Origin of the sequence: Xanthomonas sp. NCPPB 1638, assembly GCF_041475635.2 — a bacterium.
GTDB classification, from domain to species: Bacteria; Pseudomonadota; Gammaproteobacteria; order Xanthomonadales; family Xanthomonadaceae; genus Xanthomonas; species Xanthomonas cucurbitae.
This window is the reverse complement of sequence record NZ_CM192984.1, coordinates 227,042-251,618: the sequence shown is the minus strand read 5'-3', so window position 1 is coordinate 251,618 and position 24,577 is coordinate 227,042. Positions and strand designations below refer to the sequence as shown.

Annotated in this window: 15 protein-coding genes and 2 pseudogenes; 8 read left to right on the top strand and 9 right to left on the bottom strand. The window is 66.5% G+C overall.

Annotation, left to right across the window (positions count from 1 at the left end; translation table 11 throughout):
• Nucleotides 1-373 precede the first annotated feature (373 nt).
• The 5 genes and pseudogenes from ACCQ13_RS01040 to ACCQ13_RS01020 all read right to left on the bottom strand — a co-directional run.
• Complete coding sequence (locus tag ACCQ13_RS01040; RefSeq protein ID WP_159407901.1) at nucleotides 374-4,234, bottom strand: LamG-like jellyroll fold domain-containing protein; 3,861 nt, start codon at nucleotides 4,232-4,234, stop codon at nucleotides 374-376.
• A 71-nt stretch (nucleotides 4,235-4,305) separates the two neighbouring features.
• Entirely contained in the window at nucleotides 4,306-4,500 is a 195-nt protein-coding gene (locus tag ACCQ13_RS01035; protein WP_223214385.1) for a pectate lyase, read from the bottom strand.
• 112 nt (nucleotides 4,501-4,612) lie between these two features.
• Nucleotides 4,613-6,796: pseudogene (locus ACCQ13_RS01030) on the bottom strand (TonB-dependent receptor); the annotation flags it as partial.
• 3 nt (nucleotides 6,797-6,799) lie between these two features.
• Nucleotides 6,800-8,185 (bottom strand): IS701 family transposase, encoded by a 1,386-nt coding sequence (locus tag ACCQ13_RS01025; RefSeq protein WP_223214363.1) that lies wholly within the window; start codon nucleotides 8,183-8,185, stop codon nucleotides 6,800-6,802.
• 55 nt (nucleotides 8,186-8,240) lie between these two features.
• Nucleotides 8,241-8,843, bottom strand: a pseudogene (locus ACCQ13_RS01020) (TonB-dependent receptor plug domain-containing protein); the annotation flags it as partial.
• Nucleotides 8,844-8,898: 55 nt separating this feature from the next.
• On the opposite strand from ACCQ13_RS01020, the gene ACCQ13_RS01015 reads away from it, so the two are divergent.
• Nucleotides 8,899-9,057, top strand: coding sequence for a hypothetical protein (locus ACCQ13_RS01015; RefSeq protein ID WP_158251461.1), 159 nt, complete (start codon nucleotides 8,899-8,901; stop codon nucleotides 9,055-9,057).
• Between the two features lie 72 nt (nucleotides 9,058-9,129).
• Complete coding sequence (locus tag ACCQ13_RS01010; RefSeq protein WP_159406465.1) at nucleotides 9,130-10,152, top strand: sugar kinase; 1,023 nt, start codon at nucleotides 9,130-9,132, stop codon at nucleotides 10,150-10,152.
• 440 nt (nucleotides 10,153-10,592) lie between these two features.
• On the opposite strand, the gene fabV is transcribed toward ACCQ13_RS01010, so the two are convergent.
• Complete coding sequence (gene fabV / locus ACCQ13_RS01005) at nucleotides 10,593-11,801, bottom strand: enoyl-ACP reductase FabV (RefSeq protein ID WP_104604990.1); 1,209 nt, start codon at nucleotides 11,799-11,801, stop codon at nucleotides 10,593-10,595.
• Nucleotides 11,802-12,060: 259 nt separating this feature from the next.
• On the opposite strand from fabV, the gene ACCQ13_RS01000 reads away from it, so the two are divergent.
• Nucleotides 12,061-15,411: an nSTAND1 domain-containing NTPase gene (locus tag ACCQ13_RS01000; protein WP_104604992.1), complete on the top strand. Its 3,351-nt coding sequence runs from the start codon at nucleotides 12,061-12,063 to the stop codon at nucleotides 15,409-15,411.
• On the top strand, nucleotides 15,408-15,794 hold the full coding sequence (locus ACCQ13_RS00995) for a hypothetical protein (RefSeq protein WP_104604994.1): 387 nt from the start codon (nucleotides 15,408-15,410) through the stop codon (nucleotides 15,792-15,794). The genes ACCQ13_RS01000 and ACCQ13_RS00995 overlap by 4 nt, the downstream gene beginning before the upstream one ends.
• 246 nt (nucleotides 15,795-16,040) lie before the next feature.
• On the opposite strand, the gene ACCQ13_RS00990 is transcribed toward ACCQ13_RS00995, so the two are convergent.
• Complete coding sequence (locus ACCQ13_RS00990) at nucleotides 16,041-16,448, bottom strand: hypothetical protein (protein ID WP_104604996.1); 408 nt, start codon at nucleotides 16,446-16,448, stop codon at nucleotides 16,041-16,043.
• 483 nt (nucleotides 16,449-16,931) lie between these two features.
• On the opposite strand from ACCQ13_RS00990, the gene lldD reads away from it, so the two are divergent.
• Together lldD and ACCQ13_RS00980 are read left to right on the top strand one after the other, a co-directional pair.
• The gene (lldD, locus tag ACCQ13_RS00985) at nucleotides 16,932-18,092 is read left to right on the top strand and encodes an FMN-dependent L-lactate dehydrogenase LldD (RefSeq protein ID WP_372372331.1); all 1,161 of its coding nucleotides are present in this window, start codon (nucleotides 16,932-16,934) and stop codon (nucleotides 18,090-18,092) included.
• A gap of 119 nt (nucleotides 18,093-18,211) precedes the next feature.
• Nucleotides 18,212-18,760, top strand: a complete 549-nt coding sequence (locus tag ACCQ13_RS00980) for a hypothetical protein (protein WP_372372330.1) — start codon at nucleotides 18,212-18,214, stop codon at nucleotides 18,758-18,760.
• Between the two features lie 122 nt (nucleotides 18,761-18,882).
• On the opposite strand, the gene ACCQ13_RS00975 is transcribed toward ACCQ13_RS00980, so the two are convergent.
• Nucleotides 18,883-21,006: a TonB-dependent receptor family protein gene (locus ACCQ13_RS00975; protein ID WP_170067019.1), complete on the bottom strand. Its 2,124-nt coding sequence runs from the start codon at nucleotides 21,004-21,006 to the stop codon at nucleotides 18,883-18,885.
• A gap of 156 nt (nucleotides 21,007-21,162) precedes the next feature.
• Between ACCQ13_RS00975 and ACCQ13_RS00970 the strand changes: the two genes are divergently transcribed.
• Both ACCQ13_RS00970 and ACCQ13_RS00965 read left to right on the top strand, forming a co-directional pair.
• Entirely contained in the window at nucleotides 21,163-22,365 is a 1,203-nt protein-coding gene (locus ACCQ13_RS00970) for an amino acid aminotransferase (RefSeq protein ID WP_104605004.1), read from the top strand.
• Between the two features lie 316 nt (nucleotides 22,366-22,681).
• Nucleotides 22,682-23,722, top strand: coding sequence for a class 1 fructose-bisphosphatase (locus ACCQ13_RS00965; RefSeq protein WP_104605006.1), 1,041 nt, complete (start codon nucleotides 22,682-22,684; stop codon nucleotides 23,720-23,722).
• Between the two features lie 384 nt (nucleotides 23,723-24,106).
• Here ACCQ13_RS00965 and ACCQ13_RS00960 read toward each other — a convergent pair whose 3' ends face one another.
• Nucleotides 24,107-24,529: a hypothetical protein gene (locus ACCQ13_RS00960; RefSeq protein ID WP_146090347.1), complete on the bottom strand. Its 423-nt coding sequence runs from the start codon at nucleotides 24,527-24,529 to the stop codon at nucleotides 24,107-24,109.
• Nucleotides 24,530-24,577: the final 48 nt, after the last annotated feature.

The following is a 24,577-nucleotide window of genomic DNA, read 5'->3' as shown; positions in this document are numbered from 1 at the left end:
CAAAGCGCCTAACTACTACTGGACCGCCTAAGTAAGGCTTAACACGGCCCTCGCTGACCGTGGTCAACCCTACAAGCGTCGGAAGCTCATCGCTTTTCAGCTATGTCCCTCAGACGCCAAGTGTTACGCCGCATCCCTACTGCGGCCAAACTTAAGTGCCACGATGCTCCATGCCTTGCTCAACATTGTTTCTTCCCCCTGAAGAAATGTGTGGCTTTGCGGCTGCGTTATCTGCTGAATTTTTCTATCCTCGCCGAGTTTCTGGGTTGCGTCAATGCGCTTGCGCGGCTGATCGCTGGTTTTGTCGGCTTTGCCCTCATCCGCCCTTCGGGCACCTTCTCCCGCGCGCGGGAGAAGGGATTGGTGTGCTGGGTTATTGGCTGTTTTTTGCGGTTGCCGGCTTGGCTGGGGTGGGTAGAGCGAGATTATTGTTGAGGTCGGTAATCTCTGGCGCGTTACTTTCGGTCATCACACGCACCTGCGCGGTTTTTAGATTTGCTGCGTTGGTTAGCGGCAGGCGTACCTGGGTGGTGATTGGCTGCAGATTGCGTGGTGCCGCGAGTGCCGGGAACGCGGCTCTTGCCAGCTCCTTCCCACGCCCATCCTCCAACACCACAAACCCAGCCGGTGCGTCTGCGTGGCCGAGGCTATGCACGGTTGCCTCGATAGCGTCTGCGGTCACGCGCACATCGCCATGCCCGATGCCCAGGTCCGGGCGTAGTTCTACCGGTGTAGCTTCGGTAATGCGTTCAAGCTGCAGGACGGTGGTGCGGCCGGCCGGGAAGTCGATGTCGATGGCCGCGCTTTTTTCGAAAGCGAGCTCTTGTGTTTTACCCATACTGTCGAGCTTGCCGTCATTGGCTTTGCTCACGCCCTGGGTGATGCGCCATTGGCCGGGGGCGACGTTCCAGCCGGTCATGCTGGCGCGCTGCGCCTTGTTGGAGGTGTTGTAGGCGATGACGGTGAAGCGGTCTTGCCGGGGTGCGGGGATGGCGATGGCCACTTGGGTGGCGGCCTCCGGGTCATTGAAGCGCCAGCTCACGGTGTGGCCGGGGTAGGTTTGATTGCGCTTGAGGGCCACGCCGCCTAGGCGCGCGCGCTGCAGGTTGACCGTGGGGGATTCCACGCGGTCGCTCCACCAGTGGCCTTCGGTGTTCATGTAGAAGTTCTGCAGTTTCTCGCGTGCCTCGCTGCGGTAGATGGCGGCGAGATACTCGAGGTTGCCGGTTTGTTCCCAGGCCACGTGGTGTGGGAAGTCCGGAGCGCTGCCGTCGTCCTTGTTGGCGGCGTCGATGAGCTTGCCGCTCCAGTCGCTGCGCTTGCCCATGACGTCGAGGAAGTTTTCGTTGAGCAGGGAGAGACCGTTGGGGCCGCTGTTGGCGACGCGGTAGTCGATCGGCTTGAGATAACGCGCATCGCCAGTGAAGCGGTAGGCGGCCCAGAAGGTGTGCAAGGTGTCAGCGCCGCCGCTGCCTTCGAACAGTTCGCCGCCGCGGGTCTTGCCAGTTTGCCAGTTGATCTCGTTGGGCAGAGCCCAGTTGCCCTTGGCGTTGGTGTAGGCGTGGGCGAGGTAGCCGTCGGCTAATCCCGTGACGATGCGGCGGCTGTTGGGGTCGGCGTTATAGCCGCCCAGCAGGATGGCCGGGTGCACGATGGGGAACGAGTACGGTTTTTGCCATTGCCAGTTAGGCTCGCGGTAGACGGTGCGACCGCCGAACCAGTTGCTGGCGAACAGCAGGTGGCCTTGCGGGTTGACCTGGATGATGGTGTCGAAGGCTTTGACGGTTTCCATCAGGCGCTCGACGGTGCGCGGGTCGCCCCAGTTGAGATACAGCAGAGCGCTGTTGAGGTTGATGCCCTCTTCGTAGGAATGTAGCTCGTCGGTTTCGATGGTGGATAGGCCGTTAGTGAACATGCCGTTGCGGTAGTTGGCATCGGACAGCGCCAGCATCGAGGCGTTGAGCATGTCCGGGTCCACACCCATCAGGGCGACGCCGGGCCATTGCTGCACCAGGTCCGAATCATCGGAGATGCCGCCGCCGAAATCGCCGTAGGCCACCTGGCGCTGCTCGATCCACCAGCGGATGTAGCGGCGGGTGGCGCTGAGGTCTTGCAGCTGCCAGAACGCCCAGGCGGGCACGCCCTTGGGCACGGTGGGCAGTTCGACAGGCAACGTGCCCTGGTTGGCGTAGCTGATGTCGTTCCAGTACTGGCGGCCGAGTGCGTGATCGGGGTCCACGCGCAGCAGGTCGGTAATGTCGGCATCCAGGCGCTTGTAGAGCAGCTGGCGCTTGGAGGTGGTGTGTTCTTCCACCAGAAAGCCCCAGTTGTCCTTGACCTGGTTGAAGCGGTCGGCGACGTGCTCTTTGATGGCCTCATTGCGCGGCTTGAACACCAACTGCAGCTGGGTGCCGTCGAGCGCGTTGGCGTCAAAGCCGGGCGCGGCGGCGGCGATGCTGAGCATCAGGCTGTCGTTGCTGAGGATTCTGTCGCGCAGGTCCAGCCACAGGGTGCGGGCCTGGCCGGGGGCGACGGCGACCGAGACGTCGATCATGTCGCGCGCGGGCCAGATGGGGTCCTTGATGCGGATGTTGAGCGGGATGCTGCCGTTGTGGGTGGCCGGCAAGTTGAGCGCCGGCAGGGTGATGGCGATGCCATCCAGGCCGTCGTGCATGTTTTCCCAGCCGTAGGACCAGCTGCGCATCAGCGCTTGATCCGGCGGCGGGTTGCCCAGGCTGGACGGCACCAGGATATGCACGATGGGCTGCTGCGCGCTTGCTGCGGTTTTGTCGCTGGGGCGCTTGCGGGCCGGCGCCTTGGTGGGCAGCGCGATCACGGTCTGGCGCTCGCCCGGCGGGTAGCGGCCGGCGATGACATCGCGCAGCGGTGCGAGGTTGTCGTAGTCGGGCTGGATGTCGCTGCGCACGGTGTAGCTGAGTTGCGCACTGCCTTTGGGCACGGCGCCCGGCTGCACGTTGTAGGCCCAGATTTCCTGGATGGGGGTTTCCTGCGCGGTGTTGGCAAAGCGCAGCGTGCCGCCGCGCCGCTCGGGGAACTGGTCCACGCTGCGCACCACGCCCTGGCTGCGTGCGAACAATGGCTGCGCCTGCGCGGTTGTACCTGCGGCAGTCGGCGCGGTGTAGCTGGCCTGGCCATAGGCGGCGCCGCGTAGTTCGATACGGTTGAAGGGTTCGTCCGGCAGTGTGAGGTCCAGCGCCTTGCCGCCTTCGACGTAGGTGTTCCAGTCGGGCAGCTGGAAGTAGTCGTCGCGGCCCGGCAGGCGCGAGCGGTTGTAGACGCCGGGCCAGGTGGTTTCGGCGATGCCATCGGTGGCCTTCCACATCCATTGCTTGAGGTCGCGCGCGTCGGTGAACTCCACCTTGCGGATGCGGGTGACCGGTGCGGTAAGTGCGGGCGGTGCGTGGCCGTTGTCCCAGCCGTAGCGGTGCAGGAAGGCGGCGTGTTGCGCGTCGCCAGTGGGTGCTTCAGCGCTGGTGGGCTCCTGCAGGCGGGCGAGCGCGCTGGCACCTGCCCCATCGAGCATGCGGTCGTAGATGCGGAGTTCGTCGAAGTCGCTGCCGCGCAGGAAGTTGTAGCGGCTCTGCACCTGGTGCGGCGACATCACCCGGCCGGCCAGGCCGAACTGGTCGAGTGCGGCATCGAAGTCGAGCGCGCCACCGTTGGCGCAGGGCGCACCGCAGTCCACGCGTGCGGCCTCCTTGCCGTCCACATACAGGCGCACGCCGCGGGTTTCATCCCAGGCGAAGGCGATATGCGTCCAGTCACTGGCAGCGGGATTTTTATCCAGCTTGAACGAGACGCGGGTGCGCGCAAGGTTGGCGTCGGTGACGAAGGCATCGAAGCCGTGGCCATTCCAGTCGATGCGCAGCCAGGCCATGTCCCAGCTGGTGTGGTCGGCGTAGCCGACGCGGAAGATCACGAACGGCGCTTCGCCCACCGGGTAGCGCGAACGCCAGAAGAAGCCGAGCGTGCCGCGCTGGGTGTAGAGGTTGCCGGGCGCATTCCACGACAGCACGCCGTCGTCGGCCCATTCGATGGCGTTGCCGCGTTTGCCGGTGGGCACCAGGGTGATCTTGTCGCGGAAGTTGGGCACGCCGTCGCCGCGGGCCACATCGGCCTGCAGGCTGCGATCGGCGGACACGCGGAACAGCAGTTCCTGTGCAGCCACAGACGCCGCGCTTGCCGGCAACGCGATCAGACACACCACACCCATCAAACGCTTCAGCACGCTTACCTCACTTCAAAAGACGTCGCCGCGCGGGGGCGCCGCGCGGCGGGATTTCCTCACAGACAGTTGGCAGTACGCCACTTCGGGATGTCTTCCTTCAACAGCTTGTCCGGCCAAGTACCGTGCCAGGCGTAGCCAACGCAGCATTCGTCGCGCACCTGCATGTCCTCGGTCAAGACCTTGCCGTCGCGGTTGGCATACAGCGGCCGTTGATTCTGCAGGCCGTGGGCAGCGTGCGCACAAGGAGACACCTGGTTGCGCGATGAGGATCACGTCCTTGCCGATTTCCTGGGTGGATAGTGCGTGGAAGCGGCCGCCGCGAAGAGTGCCCGCTGCGCGTGCGCGCAGCGGGCAGACAGCGGTTTAGTACTTGTAACGCAGGCCCAGCAGGTATTGCCGTCCGGTTTCGCCGTACTGCAGCGGCAGCTGGCCGGCGCGCGGCGAGGACACCCACTCGTCCTGGGCTTCGTTGGTGAGGTTGATGCCTTCCAGGCTCAGCTCCAGCTGCTTGCTGATCTTGTAGCGCAGCGAGGCGTCGATCATGGTGGTGCCGGTCATGCCATGCACGCCATCGACGTTGAAGCCGGCTTCCGCACCCGGTGCCTGGGTGAGGTAGTCGTCGCGATTGGTGGCCGACACGCGACCTGCGAAGGTGTCGCCTTCGTAGAACAGCGTGGCGTTCCACGACGAACGCGACAGGCCGAGCAGGTCGTTCTTCATCACCGGCGCGCCACTGCTGGCCAGGTACTGGATCTGCGAATCCACCCAGGTGTAGTTGAGCTGCACGCCCAGGTTGGCCCACTTGCCCGGCAGGAAGGTGAAGGGCTGGGTGTAGTTGGCTTCCACGCCCTTCAACTCGCCGCCCGGGGTGTTGAGCGGAATACTGAAGGCGAAGTCGTCGTTGACGCTGGCGCCGGTGCCGTCCAGCAACGCGGCCGGCAGGCCGCTGCTGGAGTACGGGCGCACTTCGCGCGCGGTCTGGATGAAGCTTTCGATGTCCTTGTAGAACACGCCAACGCCCAGCATGGCGCCTTCGTCGAAGTACCACTCCAGGCCGAGATCGACGTTGGTGGCTTCGATGGGGTCCAGGTCCGGGTTGCCGCCGGCCACGGTGCGCGCACCGCCGGCCACGGCCACGGTGACGCCCGGGGTCAGGCTGCCCAGCCCAGGACGGCTCATGACCTTGGCCGCGCCCAGGCGCAGCAGCAGGTCTGGCGCCAGCTCGGCGACCAGGTTGAACGAGGGCAGCGTGTTGTCGTACTTGCGCCCCACCGTGGTCAGCGTGGGAAGGTTGTTGATCAACGCAAAGCCGGTGGATGCCTGCTCGGTCTCCACATAGCGCACGCCGAAATTACCCGACAGCGGGATGGGCCCCAGGTCGGTGGAGAACTCGCCCATCAACCATACGCCGCGATCCTTCTCTTCGACGCTGCGGCTGTTGTTGACGCGCGGGGCGACGGCAAAGGTGCCGCTGTTGCTGTAGATGCCGAACTGGTTGGCCACCGCGTCCAGATTGGGCACCACCCAGTTGGCGGGATTGCCGCTGATGCCCTTGAGGCCGGCCTGTTCGGTCAGGCCCACCGGCACGATGGTGCTGCCGTTGGCGAAGTTGGGCACGGCCAGCTCGTTGGCGCGGCGCAACTCGACCGTGCTGAAGCTGTAGTTCTTGGCCAATACGCCGCCCTTGAGGCGGAAGCCGGGACTGATGTTCCAGTTGAAGTCGATCTGGCCGGTGTCGAAATCGTTGTCCACCGACTGCGGACGCAGGCGGATTTCCGCCAGTTCCCAACCGGTGGGATCGGTGGGATTGATGCCATAGTTCAGCACCGGCGCGCGGCTGTTGCCACGGTAGTCGTAGCTGTACCCGTCGACGTCGTACTTGTCCATGATGATGGTGGTCTGCACCGGGTTCTCGTGCGCCGAGCGCGAGGTACCGACACGGGCGTTCATGCTGAAGGCATCGTTGAAGCGATGCTCCACATCGAAGCTGATCTGCTTGAACTCGGTGTTCCACTCGTCGTGGCGGTTTTCCGAGCGGATATCGACGTTGTCGAATTCGCCATAGACCAGCGCGTTGTTGCGGATCTCGCCGTTGCGCACGATGGTGCCCGGCTTGCCGTCGCGCACTGCACGGCGCGGGGTCAGCCCGTCGCGGTTGCGGCTGAAGGAGATCGCTTCGATGTAGTGCTCGTCGCGCTTGGCATCGATCTTGGAGTACAGCATGTCCAGCGACAGCGTGGTGCGATCGGTGGGCTTCCACTGCAGCGCGCCGGTCACGCCCAGGCGCTGCTGGTCGTGGATCTGCTGGGTGTAGCGCGGGAAGCGCGGGTGGTAGACATCGGCCGAACGCGCGGCAGCGAACGGTGAAGCGGCATTGAAGCCACCGTTGCTGGTGCCGTTGGCCCAGCGGCCGGTGTTAGCGCCTTCTTCCAGCACTTCGCGTTCGGTGAAGGCCACCGACAGCAGGGCGCCGAAGGTGTTGTCGGCCCAGGTGTTGGCGATCAATGCGGCCACGCGCGGGTTGGCCTTTTCGGCCATGGCGTTATAGTCCTACTGTGTCATTAAATGCGAAGGTGCGGAGACATCGTTCCAAGTAGTGTCACTGCGATTTCTACGGCGATTGTCCAGCGCAGCGTCGCGATCGAGTCCACTACATGGCGCTGAGCCCGCATCGGTCGCCCCGCGCGGGCTGTAATCTTCGGGTAGGGCAGGTTGCGGGCGTTGTGACGGTTTTTTTTGATGCGCCCCGCGCAAGCGCTCAGCAACCAGAAACCCGTAAGCAGCAATGCATAGCGTGGCGTGATGATGAAACCCCCGCCAACCGCGCCCTTCGTAGTGATCCAGACCAAACTCCTGCTTCAGGTCCTGATAATCGCGTTCAACCCGCCAGCGCGCTTTGACCGTATTCACCAGATCCTTGCGGAGCGTGCTTGCCGGCAAGTTGGAGAGGAAGTAGCGCGTTGGCTTGTCTTCGTTTTCGGGCCATTCGATCAACAACCACTCCTCCTGACGCAAACGATCTCCCTGCGCGGCACGCACGCGCAGGGCCGCAAAGCGTCCGGACAACGGTGCGTTGCTGCCTTCCCGCCATGACACCGTCCGGAAGGCACGCCGAGGCAGGGACTGCGCCAGTGCCTCCACCGACTGTGGCTGGCGATCCGCCGTGCGGCGATGGCGAATCGCAGGACGGCCCTGCCCCTTCCAAGGCGCGGGCGGCTCGGGCGTTTGCCCCGGCGGCCAGACCTTGACGCTCGAAACAATCCCCACTGCATAAGTCAGTTCCAAGGCAGTCAGCGCATCACGCCAAGCCGTATTGCTGCCATAAGCTGCATCGGCCAACACGGTGCCGCGGACGACACCTGCAGCACACGCGGCCTGCATCTGCGCCAGCGCTATCTCTGGCTTGGTGGCGAACGCGATCTCTTCCGGAACACCTGCCTTCTCCCGCTTCGCCGCATCGGCCGCCCAAGCCTCAGGAAGATACAGCCCAAAGGCCATCGGCACGCTCGCCGCAGGCGTCGCCAGCGAGACGCTCACCGCCACCTGGCAGTTGTCCTGTTTGCCGATCTCCCCGCAGTACTGTCGGGTCACACCGACCGAATGCTTGCCCTTCTTGCGAAAACCCGTGTCGTCCACGATCCAGTACACCTCGCCCTTCAAATCCATATGCGATGAGACGTACTGACGGACGCGCTCCAGCACCGCCGCATCGGACCAGTCCGACTTGGCCACGAAATGGTGCAACGCCTGATGCCGAGCCCGTGTCCGCAGCGGATCCACATGCGCCGCCAGCGGCTCTACGCTTTTGCGCTCCAACGGCAGCATCAATCCTCGGCAATAACCGTGTAAGCTCGCCGCGCGATCAGCATGACCAAGCGCAGCGGATAGGTCATCCAAATAGGCGGAAAAACGCGCTTGGTGACTGACTGCGGCCATGTTCATCTCAGCACGGTGTGGATTGCCTGCAGAATAACATTTTTATGACACAGTAGGAATAGGCGGCCTGGCCGCTGGCGGCGAAGGTGAAACCGTTGTAGTCGAACGGGCGCGCGGTGCGCAGGTCCACCGTGGCGCCGAGCGAGCCTTCTTCCACGTCGGCCGAGGCGGTCTTGCGCGCGATCAGTTGCGAGAACAGGTCCGAGGCGAACACGTTGAAGTCGAAACCACGGCCGCGGTTGGTACCGCCGCTCTGGTCGCCGGCGCCCACGGTGGTGAGCGCTTCCATGCCATTGATGCGCACGCGGGTGAACTCCGGGCCCAAGCCGCGCACCGAGATGGCGCGGCCTTCGCCCGCTTCACGGGTAATCACCACGCCGGGAATGCGCTGCAGCGACTCGGCCAGGTTGAGATCCGGGAACTTGCCTATGTCTTCGGCGACGATGGCATCCACGACGCCGGCTTCGCCGCGCTTGATGTCCAGCGCCTTCTCCACGCTGGCGCGGTAACCGGTCACCGTGACGGTGTCCAGGTTCACGGCAGGCTCGGCAGGTGGCGAGGCGGCATCTTGTGCGAGTGCGTGGCCGCTCAGCGCCAGGCCGATCGACAAAGCCAGCAAGGTAACCGGTGTCTTCCGGCTGGTGGTCCGAAATTGCATGTCCTCCCCTCCCAAGGGTCCATGAACAATGTGAAATATGGGCATGTGAGCGGCAATGACACCGCTGGTCAAAAAGACGTTACCAGCTGAACCGCTGTTCAACATCTTGCAGCGCAGCACAAAAGCGTCCGGATTTCGCCAAGATGGCGCGCAGGCGGCCACGTCACGTTGCATGCTGGGCCTGTCCGGCGGTCTTCAGGGAGGGCTAGAATGACACCGATGGTCATCGTAACGCGCTGCGGTTTCCCCACCCCGTGACGCACCACACAGCCGAGGTAATTCCCGCATGAATCGTGCCCGCATCCTGTGTTTTGGTGAGTTGTTGTTGCGCCTGGGGGCGCCTGGTCACGCGCTGCTCTTGCAGCAGCCGCGACTGGACGTGCACTGCGGTGGTGCCGAGGCCAACGTCGGCGTGTCGCTGGCGCACTTCGGCCATGAGGTGGCCATGGTGAGCACGGTGGCCGACAACCCGCTGGGCGCGGCGGTGCTTGGCGAACTGCGCCGCCATGCTGTCGATACCCGCCATGTGCGGCGGGTGGAGGGCCGCATGGGCCTGTACTTCCTGACCACCGGGGCGATCCATCGCCCCAGCGAAGTGGTCTACGACCGCGCCGATTCGGCCTTTGCGCTGGCGCCCGCCGACGCCTACGACTGGCCGGCGCTGCTGGAAGGCGTGCAATGGCTGCACCTCTCCGGGGTAAGCCCGGCCCTGGGTGCGGAGGTGGCGCAAGCCACGCTGGCGGCCGCGCGCGCCGCGCGTACGGCCGGGGTCAAGGTGTCCTTCGACGGCAACTACCGGCCCAAACTGTGGCAGCGCTGGCAGGGCGATGCGCGCGGCATCCTGCACCAGCTGTTTGCCTGTGCGGATGTGGTGTTTGCCGACTACCGCGACATTGGCGTGGTGCTGGGCGGCGAGTTCCCGCAGGACACGCTGGAAGCGCGCGTGGAAGCGGCCGCGCAACAGGCGTTTGCCGCATTCCCGCAGCTGCAATTGATGGCCTGCACGCAGCGCGTGGCGCATACCGTGGACCACCACAGCCTGGGCGCGATGCTGGTGCCGCGCGAAGGCGCGGTGGCGCGTGCGCCCAGCGAGGAACTCACCCGCATCATCGACCGTATCGGCGGTGGCGACGCCTTTGCCGCCGGCGTGCTGCACGGCCTGATCGAAGGCTGGCCGCTGCAGGACACGGTGCGCTTCGGCCTGGCGGCCGGATGCCTGAAGCACTCGATTCCCGGCGATTTCAACCCGCTGTCGGTGGCCGATGTGCAGGCCTGCGTGGGCGATGCGCGGTTCGATGTGAAGCGCTGACGCGCTTGGGAATCGGGAATCGGGAATCGGGAATCGGGAATCGGGAATCGGGAATCGTAAAAGCGGCGAATGCCGGGGGCGTTGGTTGGTTGCGTGATGGCAAGCAACTGCAGGCTACTGCCTTCTCCCCTCGTGAGAAGGTGCCCGAGGGGCGGATGAGGGCACGTCCGCGCGACGTTGCGCCATCCACAACGGCCGGCATGCTCTGCCGGCCGCTCTCAACCGCATTGGGTCCGGGAACTCAAAGCGCGCAGCAACCGCTGTTGCGATTCCCCATTCCCCATTCCCCATTCCCCATTCCCCATTCCCGACATTGCGCCATCCACAACGGCCGGCATGCTCTGCCGGCCGCTCTCAACCGCATCGGGTCGGGAACTCAAAGCACGCAGCAACCGCTGTTGCGATTCCCGATTCCCGATTCCCCATTCCCGACTCCCGATTCACCCCAGCTCGATGCAATCGAACCTCACGTCCGTCTCCACATCGGCGTCGTAATCCACATCGCTGCGCTCGAAGCCGAACAGCTTGAGGAACTCGTGCTTGTAGCCGGCGTAGTCGGTGAGCTGGAACAGGTTCTCGGTGGTGACCTGCGGCCACAGTGCCTTGCAGGCGTCCTGCACGTCGTCGCGTAGTTCCCAGTCGTCCAGGCGCAGGCGGTTTTCGTCGTCCACCTCGGCCGGCTGGCCGTCTTCGCGGTACAGGCGCTCGCGGAACAGGCGGTCCAGCTGCTCGATGGTGCCTTCGTGCAAGTTCTTCTCTTTCATGATCTTGTAGACCATGGAGATGTACAGCGGCATCACCGGGATGGCCGCGCTGGCCTGGGTCACCACCGACTTGAGCACCGCCACGTTGGCGCCGCCACCATGGGTGGCCAGGCGCGCGTGCAAGCGCTGCGCGGTGTGGTCCAGGTCCACCTTGGCCTTGCCGAGCGCGCCATGCCAGTAGATCGGCCAGGTGATCTCGGTACCGATATAGCTGAAGGCCACGCTGCGCGCGCCGTCGGCGAGCACGCCGGCGCCGTCCAGCGCGTCAATCCACAGTTCCCAATCCTGCCCGCCCATCACGGTGATGGTGTCTTCGATCTCCTGCGCGCTGGCCGGCTCGATCGAGGCCTGGATGATGGTGTCCTTGTTGGTGTCGATGGCGGTGGCGGTATAGGTGTCGCCGATCGGCTTGAGCGCCGAACGCTTCACTTCACCGCTGCCCGGCAGCTTGCGCACCGGCGAGGCCAGCGAATACACCACCAGGTCCACCTGGCCGCCCATCTCGGTCTTGATTAGCTCGATCACCTTCGCGCGCGCCGCATCGGAGAACGCATCGCCGTTGATCGACTTGCTGTACAGGCCTGCGGCCTTGGCATGTTTGTCGAAGGCGGCCGAGTTGTACCAGCCGGCCGTGCCGGCCTTGCTGGGGCTGCCGGGTTTTTCGAAGAACACGCCCAGCGTGTCGGCGCCGAAGCCGGACGCGGCGGTGATGCGCGAGGCCAGGCCGTAGCCGCTGGAGGCGCCGATCACCAGTACCTTCTTCGGGCCGTCGGTACGCACGCCGCGCGCGCGGGTGGCGGCGATCTGTTCGAGCACATTGCGCTCGCAACCGAGCGGATGCGTGGTGGTGCAGATGAAGCCGCGCACTTTGGGATGGATAATCAACGTGGACTCCTGGTCAGCAAGATGCTGGCGGCATCTTAGAGCGTGTGGCGCATGCGAAACAGCCTGAGGCGCAACACACGCTGCTGTATGGACGCGCGTGACAGCTGACACCATCGCCCGCCCACGCCGCCACGAACAGCGAATCCAATCGAAGTCCGGCAGCGCCGGCTATGCTACGTTGCCGTCCCTGCCGTGCCGTGCCTGGCTGCGCCTGTTGGCGATCGTCGAGGCCCCTTCCAGTTGTACGACCGGTGTCCGAATGCCCCTTCGTAGCGAGCGCGTCACGCAACTTGGCTCGGTGCCGCGCTTCCGCCTGGGCGCCCTGCAGGTGGAGCCGGAACGGCTGGTGGTGATCGACGACGGCCAGACCATTGCGCTGGAGCCGCGCATGATGGAGGTGCTGGTCGCGCTGGCCGAGCGCGCCGGCGAGGTGGTCAGTGCCGAGCAGTTGCTGATCGAGGTCTGGCACGGCAGCTTCTACGGCGACAACCCGGTGCACAAGACCATCGCCCAGCTGCGCCGCAAGCTCGGCGACGACAGCCGGCAGCCACGCGTTATCGAAACCATCCGCAAGCGCGGGTACCGGCTGCTGCCCAAGGTGGTGTTTCCCCAGGATTACCGTGGCGCGGTGCCGGGCACGCAGACCTGGAGCCACGGCAGCCCATATGTAGGCCTGCAGGCCTTCGACCCGGCGCATGCGCAGGTGTTCTTCGGCCGCAGCCATGCCATTGCGCAGGTGGCGGCGGCGCTGCGTGCACAGTTGCACAGCCGGCGCGGGCTGGTGCTCATCAGTGGCGCCAGCGGTTGCGGCAAGACCTCGTTGCTGCGCGCCGGCGTGGTGCCGTTGCTGACTCAACCGGGCGGGCTGGACGGGCTGGAAGCGCTGGCGGTGGCGTATTGCAACCTGGCGCAATGCCGTGGCGGCGATGTGCTGGACACCCTGGCGCGCTCGCTCGCCGGATGGGAACCGGGCCAGCGCGCGGTGTTCTCGCCGGCGCAGATGGCGCTGCTGCCGGACTGGTTGCAGCGCCCCGCGCCGCTGCATGCAGCCATTGCCGAAGCGATGCGCCACGCCACCCCGCCGCGCGAGGGCGCAGCGGCGCAGCGGCATCTGCTGCTGGTGATCGACCATGCCGAAGCGATGGTGGCCACGCCCGGCATCACCGATGCCGACCGCGCCGCGCTGGCGGCGGCATTGCAGGCCTTGTGCGGCAGCACGCAGGTGGCGGTACTGATGCTGGCGCGCAGCGACTTCTACCCGCGCCTGATCGACGCCGTGCCGGAGATCGTGGAGCTCAAGCGCGGCGATGGGCATGTGGACCTGCTGCCGCCGCGCGATGGCGAGATCGGCCAGATCATCCGCGTGCCCGCGGCCATGGCCGGGCTGCGCTTCGAACAGGACCGCGACAGCGCCAGCCACCTGGACGATGTGCTGCGCGATGCCACCGCGCGCCAGCCCGATGCGCTGCCGTTGCTGCAGCACCTGTTGCATGCGCTGCACGCGCAACGCAGCGACGACGGCTTGCTGACCTTCGCCGCCTATTGCGCCCTGGGTGGGCTGGAAGGGGCGCTGGCGCACCACGCCGAACGCAGCTTCGGCGCATTGCCGGCCAATGCGCAGGCCGCCTTGGGCCAGGTGCTGGCACTGCTGAGCGTGATCCACCCCGACAGCGATGCGGTGACCGCGCGGCGTGCACCGTGGTCGGCGCTGCCCGATGCCAGCGCCGCGCGCACGTTGGTGGATGCCCTGGTGCAGGCGCGCCTGTGCGTCAGCGAGCTGGTGGCCGGTGAGCCAGGCTTCGCGGTGGCGCATGAAGCCCTGCTGCGGCAGTGGCCGCGTGCAGCCGAATGGATCCACGAAAACCGCCGCCTGCTGCAGGCACGCAAGCGGCTGCAACTGGCCGCGCACCGCTGGGCCGCCGAAGACCGGCGCAGCGATCATCTGCTCAACAGCGGACGCCCGCTGAGCGAAGCGCGCGAAGCGGCGCGGCGCATGCCGCAGGACCTGGACGCCTCCGAGCGGGCCTTCCTGCATGCCTGCGAGCGCTCGCAACGCCGGCGTCGCGGCCTGTATGCGGCCGCAGCGACGGTGCTGGTGCTACTGGCGAGCGCGTCGATGTTGCTCGGTTGGCAGGCCCGCCAGGCGCAGCAGGTGGCCGAAGCCCGCCGCGACCAGGCGCAGCAACTGGTGGGCTACATGCTGGGCGAGCTGGCCGAGCAACTGCGCGCCGGCGGCAACCTCAAACTGCTCGAAAGCGTGGGCAGCCGCGCCTTGCGGTATCTGGAAGACCTGCCCAGCACCGGCATGCATCTTGGCGACCTGGTCAATCACGCCGGCGCCTTGCGCACCGCCGGCGAGGTGCTGATGAACCAAGGCAAGCTGGATGAGGCGCAGGTGGCATTCACGCGTGCGGCCGCCACCGCCGGCCAGGCGCAGGCAGGCGCACCGGCCACCGTCAATGCGCGTGCAGAGGCCGCGCAGGCGGCGTACTGGCTAGGGTATCTGGCCTACCAGCGCAATCAGCTGCCGCTGGCGCGCAGCCACTGGGCGCGCTACCTGGCCGAGTCGCAGTGGCTGGCGCGTGCGGCGCCACAAGACCCGCGCTGGCAACTGGAAGTGTCCTACGCGCTGAACAACTTCGGCACCCTGGCCAATGCGCAAGGCCAGCCGAACACGGCGATCGGCTTCTTCGCGCGTTCCATCGCGCTCAAGCGCCAGGTGCTGGCCCACCGGCCGCAGCAGGCGTCGGTGCGCTACGAGCTGATCGACAGCCTGTCCTGGCTCAGCCTTGCGCAGGAAACCCAGGGCCTGCTGGCACCTGCCGAGCAGGGCTACCGCGAAGAGATCGCCCTATTGCGCACCCTGGTGCAGGAACAGCCCGAGGCCCTGGCCTGGCAGCGCCGGCTGGCCGGCGCACTGCTGCGCACTTCCAGCCTGGCGCTGGCGCAAGGGCATCTGGCACAGGCGCAACAGGATGCGCAGCACAGCGTGGCCATGCTGCGCACGCTGGTGGCGCTGCAACCGGGCAACCCTGGGTGGCGCCGCGACCTGGCGCATGCCTACGCACAGGTGGGCTGGGTCGCCGGCCTGGACGGGCACCGTGGCAGCGCCCAGCAGCAACTCGGCCAGGCGCAACAGCTGATGACCACCCTACTGCAACAGACCCAACCGCTGCCGGAGTGGCAGTGGCTGGACGCCATCATCGCGCTGAAGACCAGCCACCTGCGCGGGGGCAGCACGCCGGCCGACAGCGCGCAGCAGGCCGCGCTGGTCGCCCGCCTGGAGGCACTGCATCGCGCCAATCCCGCCGACACGCTGGGCGCCTCGACCCTGGCGCAGGCGCTGATCTGGCAGGGCGAGCGGCTGGCCGCCGCCGGGCGCACCGAGGACGCACGCCAGGCCTGGCAGCACGCGGTTGGCGTGCTGGGCAAGGATGTGGCCAACAGCCGCGACAAGGACCTGCTGGACCCCTGGATTCGCGCCCAGATCCACCTGGGCCAGCGCGCCGCCGTCGCGCAACAGCTTGGGTGGCTGTATCGGGCGGGCTACCGCCACCCACAGTTCATCTCCCTCTATGCCCCGCTCTTCAAGAAACAGGACAGGTCATGACCGAAGAACACCATCTCTGCATTTCGCTCACCGTTGCCGACGTCGGCTTCGGCGGCAATACCGGCGCAGGCAAGTATTTCTACAGCTTCTCGCCCGACCTGGCGCTGGCCTGCAAGGGGCAAAGCCCACTGGCCATGCGCTACACCTTCGCCAAGGAGGTCCGGCCGAACTTCAAGATCAGGAGCGTGCTGACCAGCGATTCGAAGGACCAGATCGTGCAGCCCATCATGGCCGACGAGGATGGGCGGGGCGTGACGGTCATCAATCGCAACAACGCCGCCACCCTGATCTTCCTGTCCTTCGTCGTCGAAGACACCGACAAGATGATCCTTTTCAGCTGCGATCCGCAGGTGGGCAACGACCCGAAGATTTCGCCGCGGTAAGCGGAGCTCCGGCCTGCCCGGCGCCCTGGTGCCGGGCAGGCACGGCTCGCTGACAGGCGATGCCGTGTACTCCCCACCGCCGGCAGACAGGCCGTGTCCGCACGCTCCAGTGCACTGGCCATACACGGTGCGGGCGCTGGTGCCCACGCGCCGGCATGGCGGCGGGTCTCCGGCCGCCGCGGAACAGTCACCCGGCCGTGCCGCGCACCGGTATCGGCGCCCAGCCTGCCTATCGCACCGGAGCCGTCACGCGCGTTCGGTGCAGCCACGCGGGCGAGCCGGGCCGCTGGCCGAGGCAGTGGTCAAGGCAGTCGCCGCGCCCCTGGCGCACTTGCGCGCCGGGGCATCGTGACTGTCGGCGGGTGCATTGCTGAAGGCCACGTTGATCTGCTCGGCCAGGCTCGGCACCGCCAGGCGCTGGCAGCGCTGCACCGGCAGGCAGCCGCCACCAGGGGCGGTGCCGACGGGGTCGCAATCCATGACCACCCTGCCCTGCGTCGATGACGCGCAGCGGCCCTGATGCAGCGGCGCCGGCCACCCGGCGGTGAGCGCGGCGGCGGTCCAGCTACCCGGCAGTTCGGCCTGGGTGGGCGCCGCCCAGGCACTACTGGACAGCACGACGAACAACACCAGCAAGGGTTGGACCAAGGGCATCACAGGCTCCGCAGCAGACCGGAGCGCGGTGCGTTTCCGGGCGACCCTGTGGCCGCCGAACGACCTTCGTCGGCTGTCGCGCGCCAGACCTGACGGCAACCTGACGGTTGCCGGGCACACTTTCCGACGCCAGGAAAATCTTTTTTGCAACAGCCTCTTGCGCTGTTTCTCCGGCGTATCGCCAACGAGCACGCGCAGCCTATCCGGCAAGCCGGACGTGGCCCGTTTGCGCGGGCCAATGCAAGCCCTGCCTTGCGTCGGCCTGCGGAAAACCGCGCAGTGCGGGGCCGCAGACACGGCCTGCGCCGCGTCCGGAGGGCTGGCGTGCTCGTGGTTAGGCGGGCTGACGAAGGTCCAGGCGCTGGCGGCATCCGGCCCAGGTCCCCCGCTGGCGGAGCCGCAGCGCGCGCCGACCGTTCCGGCGCCCTCCGGCATCCGGCCGATCGCCTTACACTCCGTGGCTCCCCCACGCCGTCGCCGTCGATGATTATCTCCGCCGCTTCCGATTACCATGCCGCCGCGCAGGCGCGCCTGCCGTCCTTCCTGTTCCATTACATCGATGGCGGCGCCTATGCAGAGCACACCTTGCGGCGCAACGTCGCCGACCTGGCCGATATCGCGCTGCGCCAGCGGGTACTGCGCAACATGTCCGACCTGAGCCTGGGCACCGAGCTGTTCGGCGAGACGCTGGCGATGCCGGTGGCGCTGGCGCCGGTAGGGCTGACCGGCATGTACGCACGGCGCGGCGAGGTGCAGGCCGCACGCGCGGCAGCCGCGCGCGGTATTCCGTTCACCCTGTCCACGGTGTCGGTGTGCCCGATCGAGGAAGTGGCGCCGGCCATCGACCGGCCGATGTGGTTCCAGCTCTACGTGCTCAAGGACCGCGGCTTCATGCGCAATGCGCTGGAGCGCGCCAGGGCCGCCGGGGTGACCACGCTGGTGTTCACGGTGGACATGCCTACGCCGGGCGCGCGCTACCGCGATGCGCATTCGGGCATGAGCGGGCCCAACGCGTCGCTGCGGCGCCTGCTACAGGCGGTGACCCACCCGCGCTGGGCCTGGGACGTGGGCCTGCTCGGCAAGCCGCACGATCTGGGCAACATCTCCGCCTATCGCGGCAGCCCCACCGGGCTGCAGGACTACATCGGCTGGCTGGCGGCCAACTTCGACCCCTCCATTGCCTGGAAGGACCTGGAGTGGATCCGCGAATTCTGGACCGGGCCGATGGTCATCAAGGGCATCCTGGACCCGGACGATGCACGCGATGCGGTGCGTTTCGGCGCCGATGGCATCGTGGTCTCCAACCATGGCGGGCGCCAGCTCGACGGCGTGCTGTCCAGTGCGCGCGCGCTGCCGGCGATTGCCGATGCGGTGAAGGGCCAGCTGAAGATCCTGGCCGATTCGGGCATCCGCAGCGGCCTGGACGTGGTGCGCATGCTGGCGCTCGGCGCCGATGCGGTCTTGCTGGGGCGTGCCTTCGTCTACGCGCTGGCGGCCGGCGGCCAGGCCGGCGTGGACAACCTGCTGGGATTGATCGAGCGCGAAATGCGCGTGGCGATGACCTTGACCGGCACCCATTCGATTGCCGAGATCAGCAGCGATGCGCTGAGCCGGGTGACGCGGGAGAACACGGTGTCGCCGTGAGGACACCTGACTGATCGCGCTGTCGCCTGGTCGCGTTCGGTTTACACGACGGCGTCAGGCCGGTGCAGTACGCTTGCACGCCTACTGGCGTGTACGCCTACCGGAAAGGGATGCCATCCATGTTGCAACGCCTGTTGACCGCCACCGTGCTCGCCCTGCTGGCGCAGTGCTGCAATGCCTCGCCGCCTGCCGCCCCGGCGCAGCTCGCCCCACCGGCCAAGCCGACCGCAAACACCCCGGCCGCAACGGCCATGCCGCCGGTCAACCGCCCACCGCTTCCGCTGGAAGCCTGCGCGCGCACGGCGGACGGGTTTGCCGCCTTCTTCGAGACCATCGTGAGCGATGCCGCCGTGCGGGCGGCCTACAGCGCCGCCACGGTGGAAGAGCGCGATCTGCGCGACCCGTCCAAACGCGTGGACCGGCCCGCCGAGCCCTTCCGGCTGACCCTGATCGACTACCGCTGGACCTACGACGAGCCCGGCAAGGAGCCGGGCGAAATGGCGCACGTGAAGCTGGACCTCCGGCGCGATGGCGAGCGCATGCGCGCGGACTTCGTCAAGGCCGAGTTCTCCGCCGACGACGAGGTCATCAGGACCTTCGGCGCACCGGAGGCGTATGTGTTCGCGTACACCCACCGGTGCTGGCAGTTGACCCAGCATCTGCGGTGATTGGCGGGTTGCCGGCCCGCTGACGGGCGCGGCGATCGCCAGCGGCGACCTCGGGAGGCACCGATCCGGCCAATGGCATCGTGCGGTTTGGCGTGGGTGTCACGCACACCGCCATGCCGCGCTCAGCCACCGACATCCCACTGCAGGCCCACCATGTAGGTGCGCTCCGGGCCGGGCTCGTAGTAGCGCCCATTGCCATCGTTGACGATCACCGAACCCACATAGTGGCGATCCAGCGCATTGTCGATCCGCGCAAAGGCGCGCAGCACACCAACGGCGGTGTTCCAGCGGCGCGACGCTTCCAGATTGACCACCGCGTAGCCGGGCGCACGTTCGGTGGCCAGGTCGTTGACCACGGTCGCGGCAGACGCCACCGATTCGGCCGCGAACTGCCAATGCGCCGGCTGCCACTGCCAGCGCGCGAACAGCTGCTGCCGCGGCACGCCGGGCAGGCGCGCCCCACTGGCCACCGGCGCGGTAGGCACCGCGCAGCCGCTGCTGGCGCAGGTGAGGTAGCCATCGCGCACGCTGGCATCGACAAGGGTATAGGCCAGTTGCACCTGCTGGGTGGCGCCCACCGGCTGCTGCCAGCTCAGCTCCGCGCCCTGGCGGCGGGTGGCGCCGATGGTGCGGAAGGTGCTGCGGCCGTTGGTATTGCTGGCCACCGCCAATTCATCGTCGGTGTCGGCGCGAAACAGTGCCACCTGCAGCGCCGCGCCGCTTTGCGCGCGCCACTTGCTGCCGACCTCGTAATTGCGGCTGGTGGCCGCGCCCAGGTCCAGCGCCAACCCGGCCGCGCCATCGTTGCGATAGCCCAGCTCGTTGAAGGTGGGCGTTTCGAAGCCGCGGCCGGCCGAGGCGTAGAGGCGCAGTTCGTCACTGACACGGAGTACGATGCCGGCCACCGGCGTGGTGGCCGAATAGTCGCGCCGGCCGCTGTCGTCGGGATTGCGGCCTAAGATGTAATGGTCGTCCGAGGCAAAGCGCACCTGGCTATGGCGCACGCCCAGCAGGGCCGACCAGCGCGCGCTCCACTGCCACCAGGCCTGCACGAACTGGTCCACATTCTCCACCCGGTCGCGCTGGTTGCGGCGTAGCGCGCCCTGCACGCCCAACGTATCGCCGACGAAATTTTCGTAGCCGGTGCGATGCTGGCGTTGGCGGTCGACGTTGGCGCCCACGGTGAGCCGCAGCGGCCGGCCGAGTGCCTCGCCCTGCCAGGCCCAGCGCGCGTCGGCGCCTTCGTAATGGCTGTCCAGATCGATCACCCCGCCGGCATGCAACGGGTTGCGCTGCACCGCCACCGGCACCGCCAGGAACTGCTCCACGCTGCGCGTGCCGCCATAGGCCATCAGCCGCAGCGTCTGGCGGTCGAACTGTTGGGTGAAAATTGCCCCAGCCTGGCGCTGGCGTACCGACTTGCGGGTGTTGAACTGGCTCGCTACCGCCGTGGCCTGGCGCGGATCGGCGTTGAACTGATCCCGGCTCAGGCCCAGCGGGTCCTGCGCATCGGGCGCATCGAGGGTGTTCAGGACCAGATCCAGCCGACGGCCGGGGGCCAGGTCGAACCCCAGCTTGGCGTTGACCGAACCGCGCCTGGCGCGGCTATGGTCGCGGAAGCCGTCGGTCTCGAAATGGTTGGCGGCCAGGTTGTAGTGCAGCGCGCCTTGCTGTCCCAGCAATTGCGCGCCCACGTTGACCGTGGCGTTGCTGCCGTAGGTGGCGCGCAGCCGCCACGGGTCGTCCGGCTTGCCATCGGCGCTCCACAGCTGCAGCACGCCGCCGGAGGAATTGCCGTACAGCGCCGAGAACGGCCCCCGCAACACCTCCACCCGCTGCGCCCCCAGCACGTTGAAATGCGAGAGCTGGCCCTGGCCGTCCGGCATGCTGGCCGGAATGCCGTCCACCAGCAGCCGCACGCCGCGCACGCCGAAGGTGGAGCGCGCGCCGAAGCCGCGGATCGACAACTGGGTGTCCTGCGCGTAGTTCTGGCGGTCGCGCGCCAGCAGCCCGGGGATGCCGTCCAGCAACTCGGCTACTTGCGCGCCACGGCGGTTGTCATCGGCGGCCACCACCACGGTCAACGCGGCCGGCAGGTCGAAATCGTCCACCGCATGCACACGGGCCGCCTCCACTTGCACGGCGGGCAGCTGCGGCGGGGGGAGCGCGGGACTGGGTGCGGCCACACTGGCGAAACTGGCAACGCACAGGCCGCAGGCAGCGGCCAACAAGCAGGATCTGGGCATCGCGCCAGTGTCGCCCATCCGTACGCTGGCCACATCGTTGCGTACGGAACGAAGCATGCCACGCCTGCCATGCCCTGCTACGATGCGCTGGTTTGGCCCCGCAGCGGTCAACCATCCGGAAGCACCCCACTCTTTCGTCCTTCAGCGAGTCATGCCGTGTCCTTCTTTGCAAACGTGGAACAGGTTCCAGGCGACCCCATTCTGGGCCTGACCGAGGCCTACAACACCGACAGCCGCCCCAACAAGGTCAATCTGGGCGTGGGCATCTATTACGACGAAAACGGCCGCATCCCGCTGTTGCGCGCCGTGCACAGGATCGAGCAGCAGCTCGCGCAGGAGGCCAAACCGCGCGGTTACCTGCCCATCGACGGCCTGGCCGCCTACGACAAGGCCACCCAGGAGCTGTTGTTCGGCGCCGAGTCGGCGCTGGTGGCCTCTGGCCGCGTGGCGACCTCGCAGACCGTCGGCGGCAGCGGTGCGCTGCGCGTGGGCGCGGACCTGCTCAAGAAGCTGCTGCCCACTGCCACCATCGCCATCAGCAATCCCAGCTGGGAAAACCACCGCGCGGTGTTCGGCGCGGCCGGCTTCGAGGTGGTGGATTACACCTATTTCGACGCCGCCAGCCATGGCCTGAACTTCGACGGCATGCTGGCCGACCTGGCCAAGCTGGAACCAGGCACCGTGGTGCTGTTGCACGCCTGCTGCCACAACCCCACCGGCGCGGACCTGACCCGCGAGCAGTGGAAGCAGGTGGCCGGGCTGTTGAAGGAGCGCAACCTGTTCCCGTTCGTGGACATCGCCTACCAGGGCTTCGACAAGGGCATCGAAGCCGACGCCTATGCGGTACGCCTGCTGGCCGCCGAAGGCATCGACAGCTACGTGGTTGCCAGCTCGTACTCCAAGTCGTTCTCGCTGTATGGCGAGCGCGTGGGTGCGCTGTCGGTGGTCTCGGCCACTGCGGCCGAAGCCAAGGCCGTGCAGTCGCAGGTCAAGCGCATCATCCGCACCATCTATTCCAGCCCGTCCACGCACGGCGCCGCACTGGTCGCCGCCGTGCTGACCAGCCCGGAACTGCGCGATGTGTGGGAGCAGGAACTCACCGAGATGCGCGAGCGCATCCACGCCCTGCGTGCCGGCCTGGTCGAAAAGCTGGCGACGCTGGGCGCCCCGGAATTCGAGTTCATCCAGCGCCAGGCCGGCATGTTCTCGTACTCGGGCCTGACCCGGACCCAGGTGGACCGCCTGCGCGACGAGTTCGCCATTTACGCCGTAGGCACCGGCCGCATCTGCGTGGCCGCGCTGAGCCAGCGCAACCTGGACTACGTGGCCCAGGCCATAGCGACGGTCAGCCGGATGTAGCCGGCCGCTGCTGCACGCAGCCGCCGTGATGCCCTGCACACCGGGAGCGCGCAAGCCTCCCGGTTTCTTTTTGCCCGTGCTCCAAGCCGCTGATGGATCGGTCCCGACCAGGCAGCCACTCCTGCCAGCTCCCTTCTCCCGCCTGCGGGAGAAGGTGACCGAAGGGCGGATGAGGGCACCCGCTGCAATTTCCACCCAAACCGCCCATTCGCACATATTCGATCATCCCCGCAGCCAAACGCGCAGCAGTGATCGAAATCTAACGGCGCAATGGCGACAATGGCGGCTCACTTCCTACAAACAGGCTGCCCGCTCCATGTCGCGTCCCTCGCTGACCCGCTTCCTGATCGAAGAACAACATGCCGGCCGGATCGATGCGGAACTGCGCCAGCTCATCACCATCGTCTCGCGCGCCTGCAAGCGCATCTCCATCGCCGTGAGCAAGGGCGCCCTGGGCGGCGTGCTGGGCGATGCCGGCACCGGCAACGTACAGGGCGAGGCGCAGAAGAAACTCGATGTGCTGAGCAACGACATCCTGCTCGAAGCCAATGCCTGGGGCGGCCATCTGGCCGCATGCGCCTCCGAAGAGATGGACCACAGCCAGCCGGTGCCCGACCAGTACCCCAGCGGCGACTTCCTGCTGCTGTTCGACCCGCTCGACGGCAGCTCCAACATCGACGTCAACGTCTCGGTGGGCACCATCTTCTCGGTGCTACGCGCCCCCAAGGGCACGGAAAAGCCTGGCGACGAACACTTCCTGCAACCGGGCACCCAGCAGGTGGCCGCCGGCTACTGCATCTACGGCCCCAGCACCATGCTGGTGCTCACGCTCGGCCACGGCACCCACGCCTTCACCCTGGAGCGCGAGGAAGGCAGCTTCCTGCTGACCCAGCGTGACATGCGCGTGCCCGAAGACACTGCCGAATTTGCCATCAACATGTCCAACCAGCGCCACTGGGAACCGGCGATGCAGGCCTACGTGGGCGATCTGCTGGCCGGCACGGAAGGCACACGCGGCAAGAACTTCAACATGCGCTGGATCGCCAGCATGGTGGCCGACGTGCACCGCATCCTTACCCGCGGCGGTATCTTCATCTACCCGTGGGACAACAAGGACGCCGCCAAGCCCGGCAAGCTACGCCTGATGTACGAAGCCAATCCGATGGGCATGCTGGTGGAACAGGCCGGCGGCGCCGCCACCACCGGGCGCGAACGCATTCTCGACATCCAACCCACCCAACTGCACCAGCGCGTGCCAGTGTTCCTGGGGTCGAAGAACGAAGTGGCCGAGGCGACGCGGTATCACCTGGAAAACGATGCAATCAATACAGCCCAGGCTGGAGATGCAACGCGCTGAACCGTCTCGACCAAGCGAGACGAATCCTGGCATGGCGTCACCCGGCATTGCTTGCGGGATGACGCCTGCCAGAACCGCTCTCTAGGCAGCAGCCATGACAGGATCCTGATTGCCGAACGGTTGCACGCAGCAGATCAAGAACCCCTGGCAGGTCACCATCGACGCATCCGACGATACCGCTCGCGCTGCGCAGCATGCAGGCACGACGCCGCACGATGACCGGCTCGATCGTGCAGCCGCACCTGGCATCGCCATCAAGATGGCAAGCACACTGCAAGAGCGGCGGCGGCGAAGCCATGGGTGCAAGGACGCCACCAAACGACGCACTCCACTGGTAGCAAGCCACACGCGCCGGAAATCGCCGGCTTCCGTGGTCTCCCGGTCTCAGCTACCTTTGATGAAGGTGATGGCGGGGTCACTGGAGTTGTATCTCACATAGTGATCGCCGTTGCGAAACGTATTCACCTGGTATCCATCGCCGGTCTTGTCGGAGAAGTAGTAGTTGTAGTGTTCCGTGTTGCTGAAATGCAGGATGTAAGCCCATGTGCCGCCCCCATTGGGGCCCAATGCATAACGGGAGATGGCCGCAGTGGACTTGACGTCCTGGTTAGTATCGGTCCAGGCATTATCGGTCAGCGGCCAATTGACGTCGATCCCGAAATCCCTCTTGCCCTGTACTGCTGTATCGTCGGCCCCGCTGGCACTCGCGTTGCTGAATCCAACCTGGAATGGCACACCTTTCTCGCTGACAGCATCGGTCCATTGGATACTTGCATCATCATGCGGCAGTGGTGATTGCTTACTCATTGTCTTCTCCTAATCGAGACACAGGAACGCACTCCGGATGGAATGCGG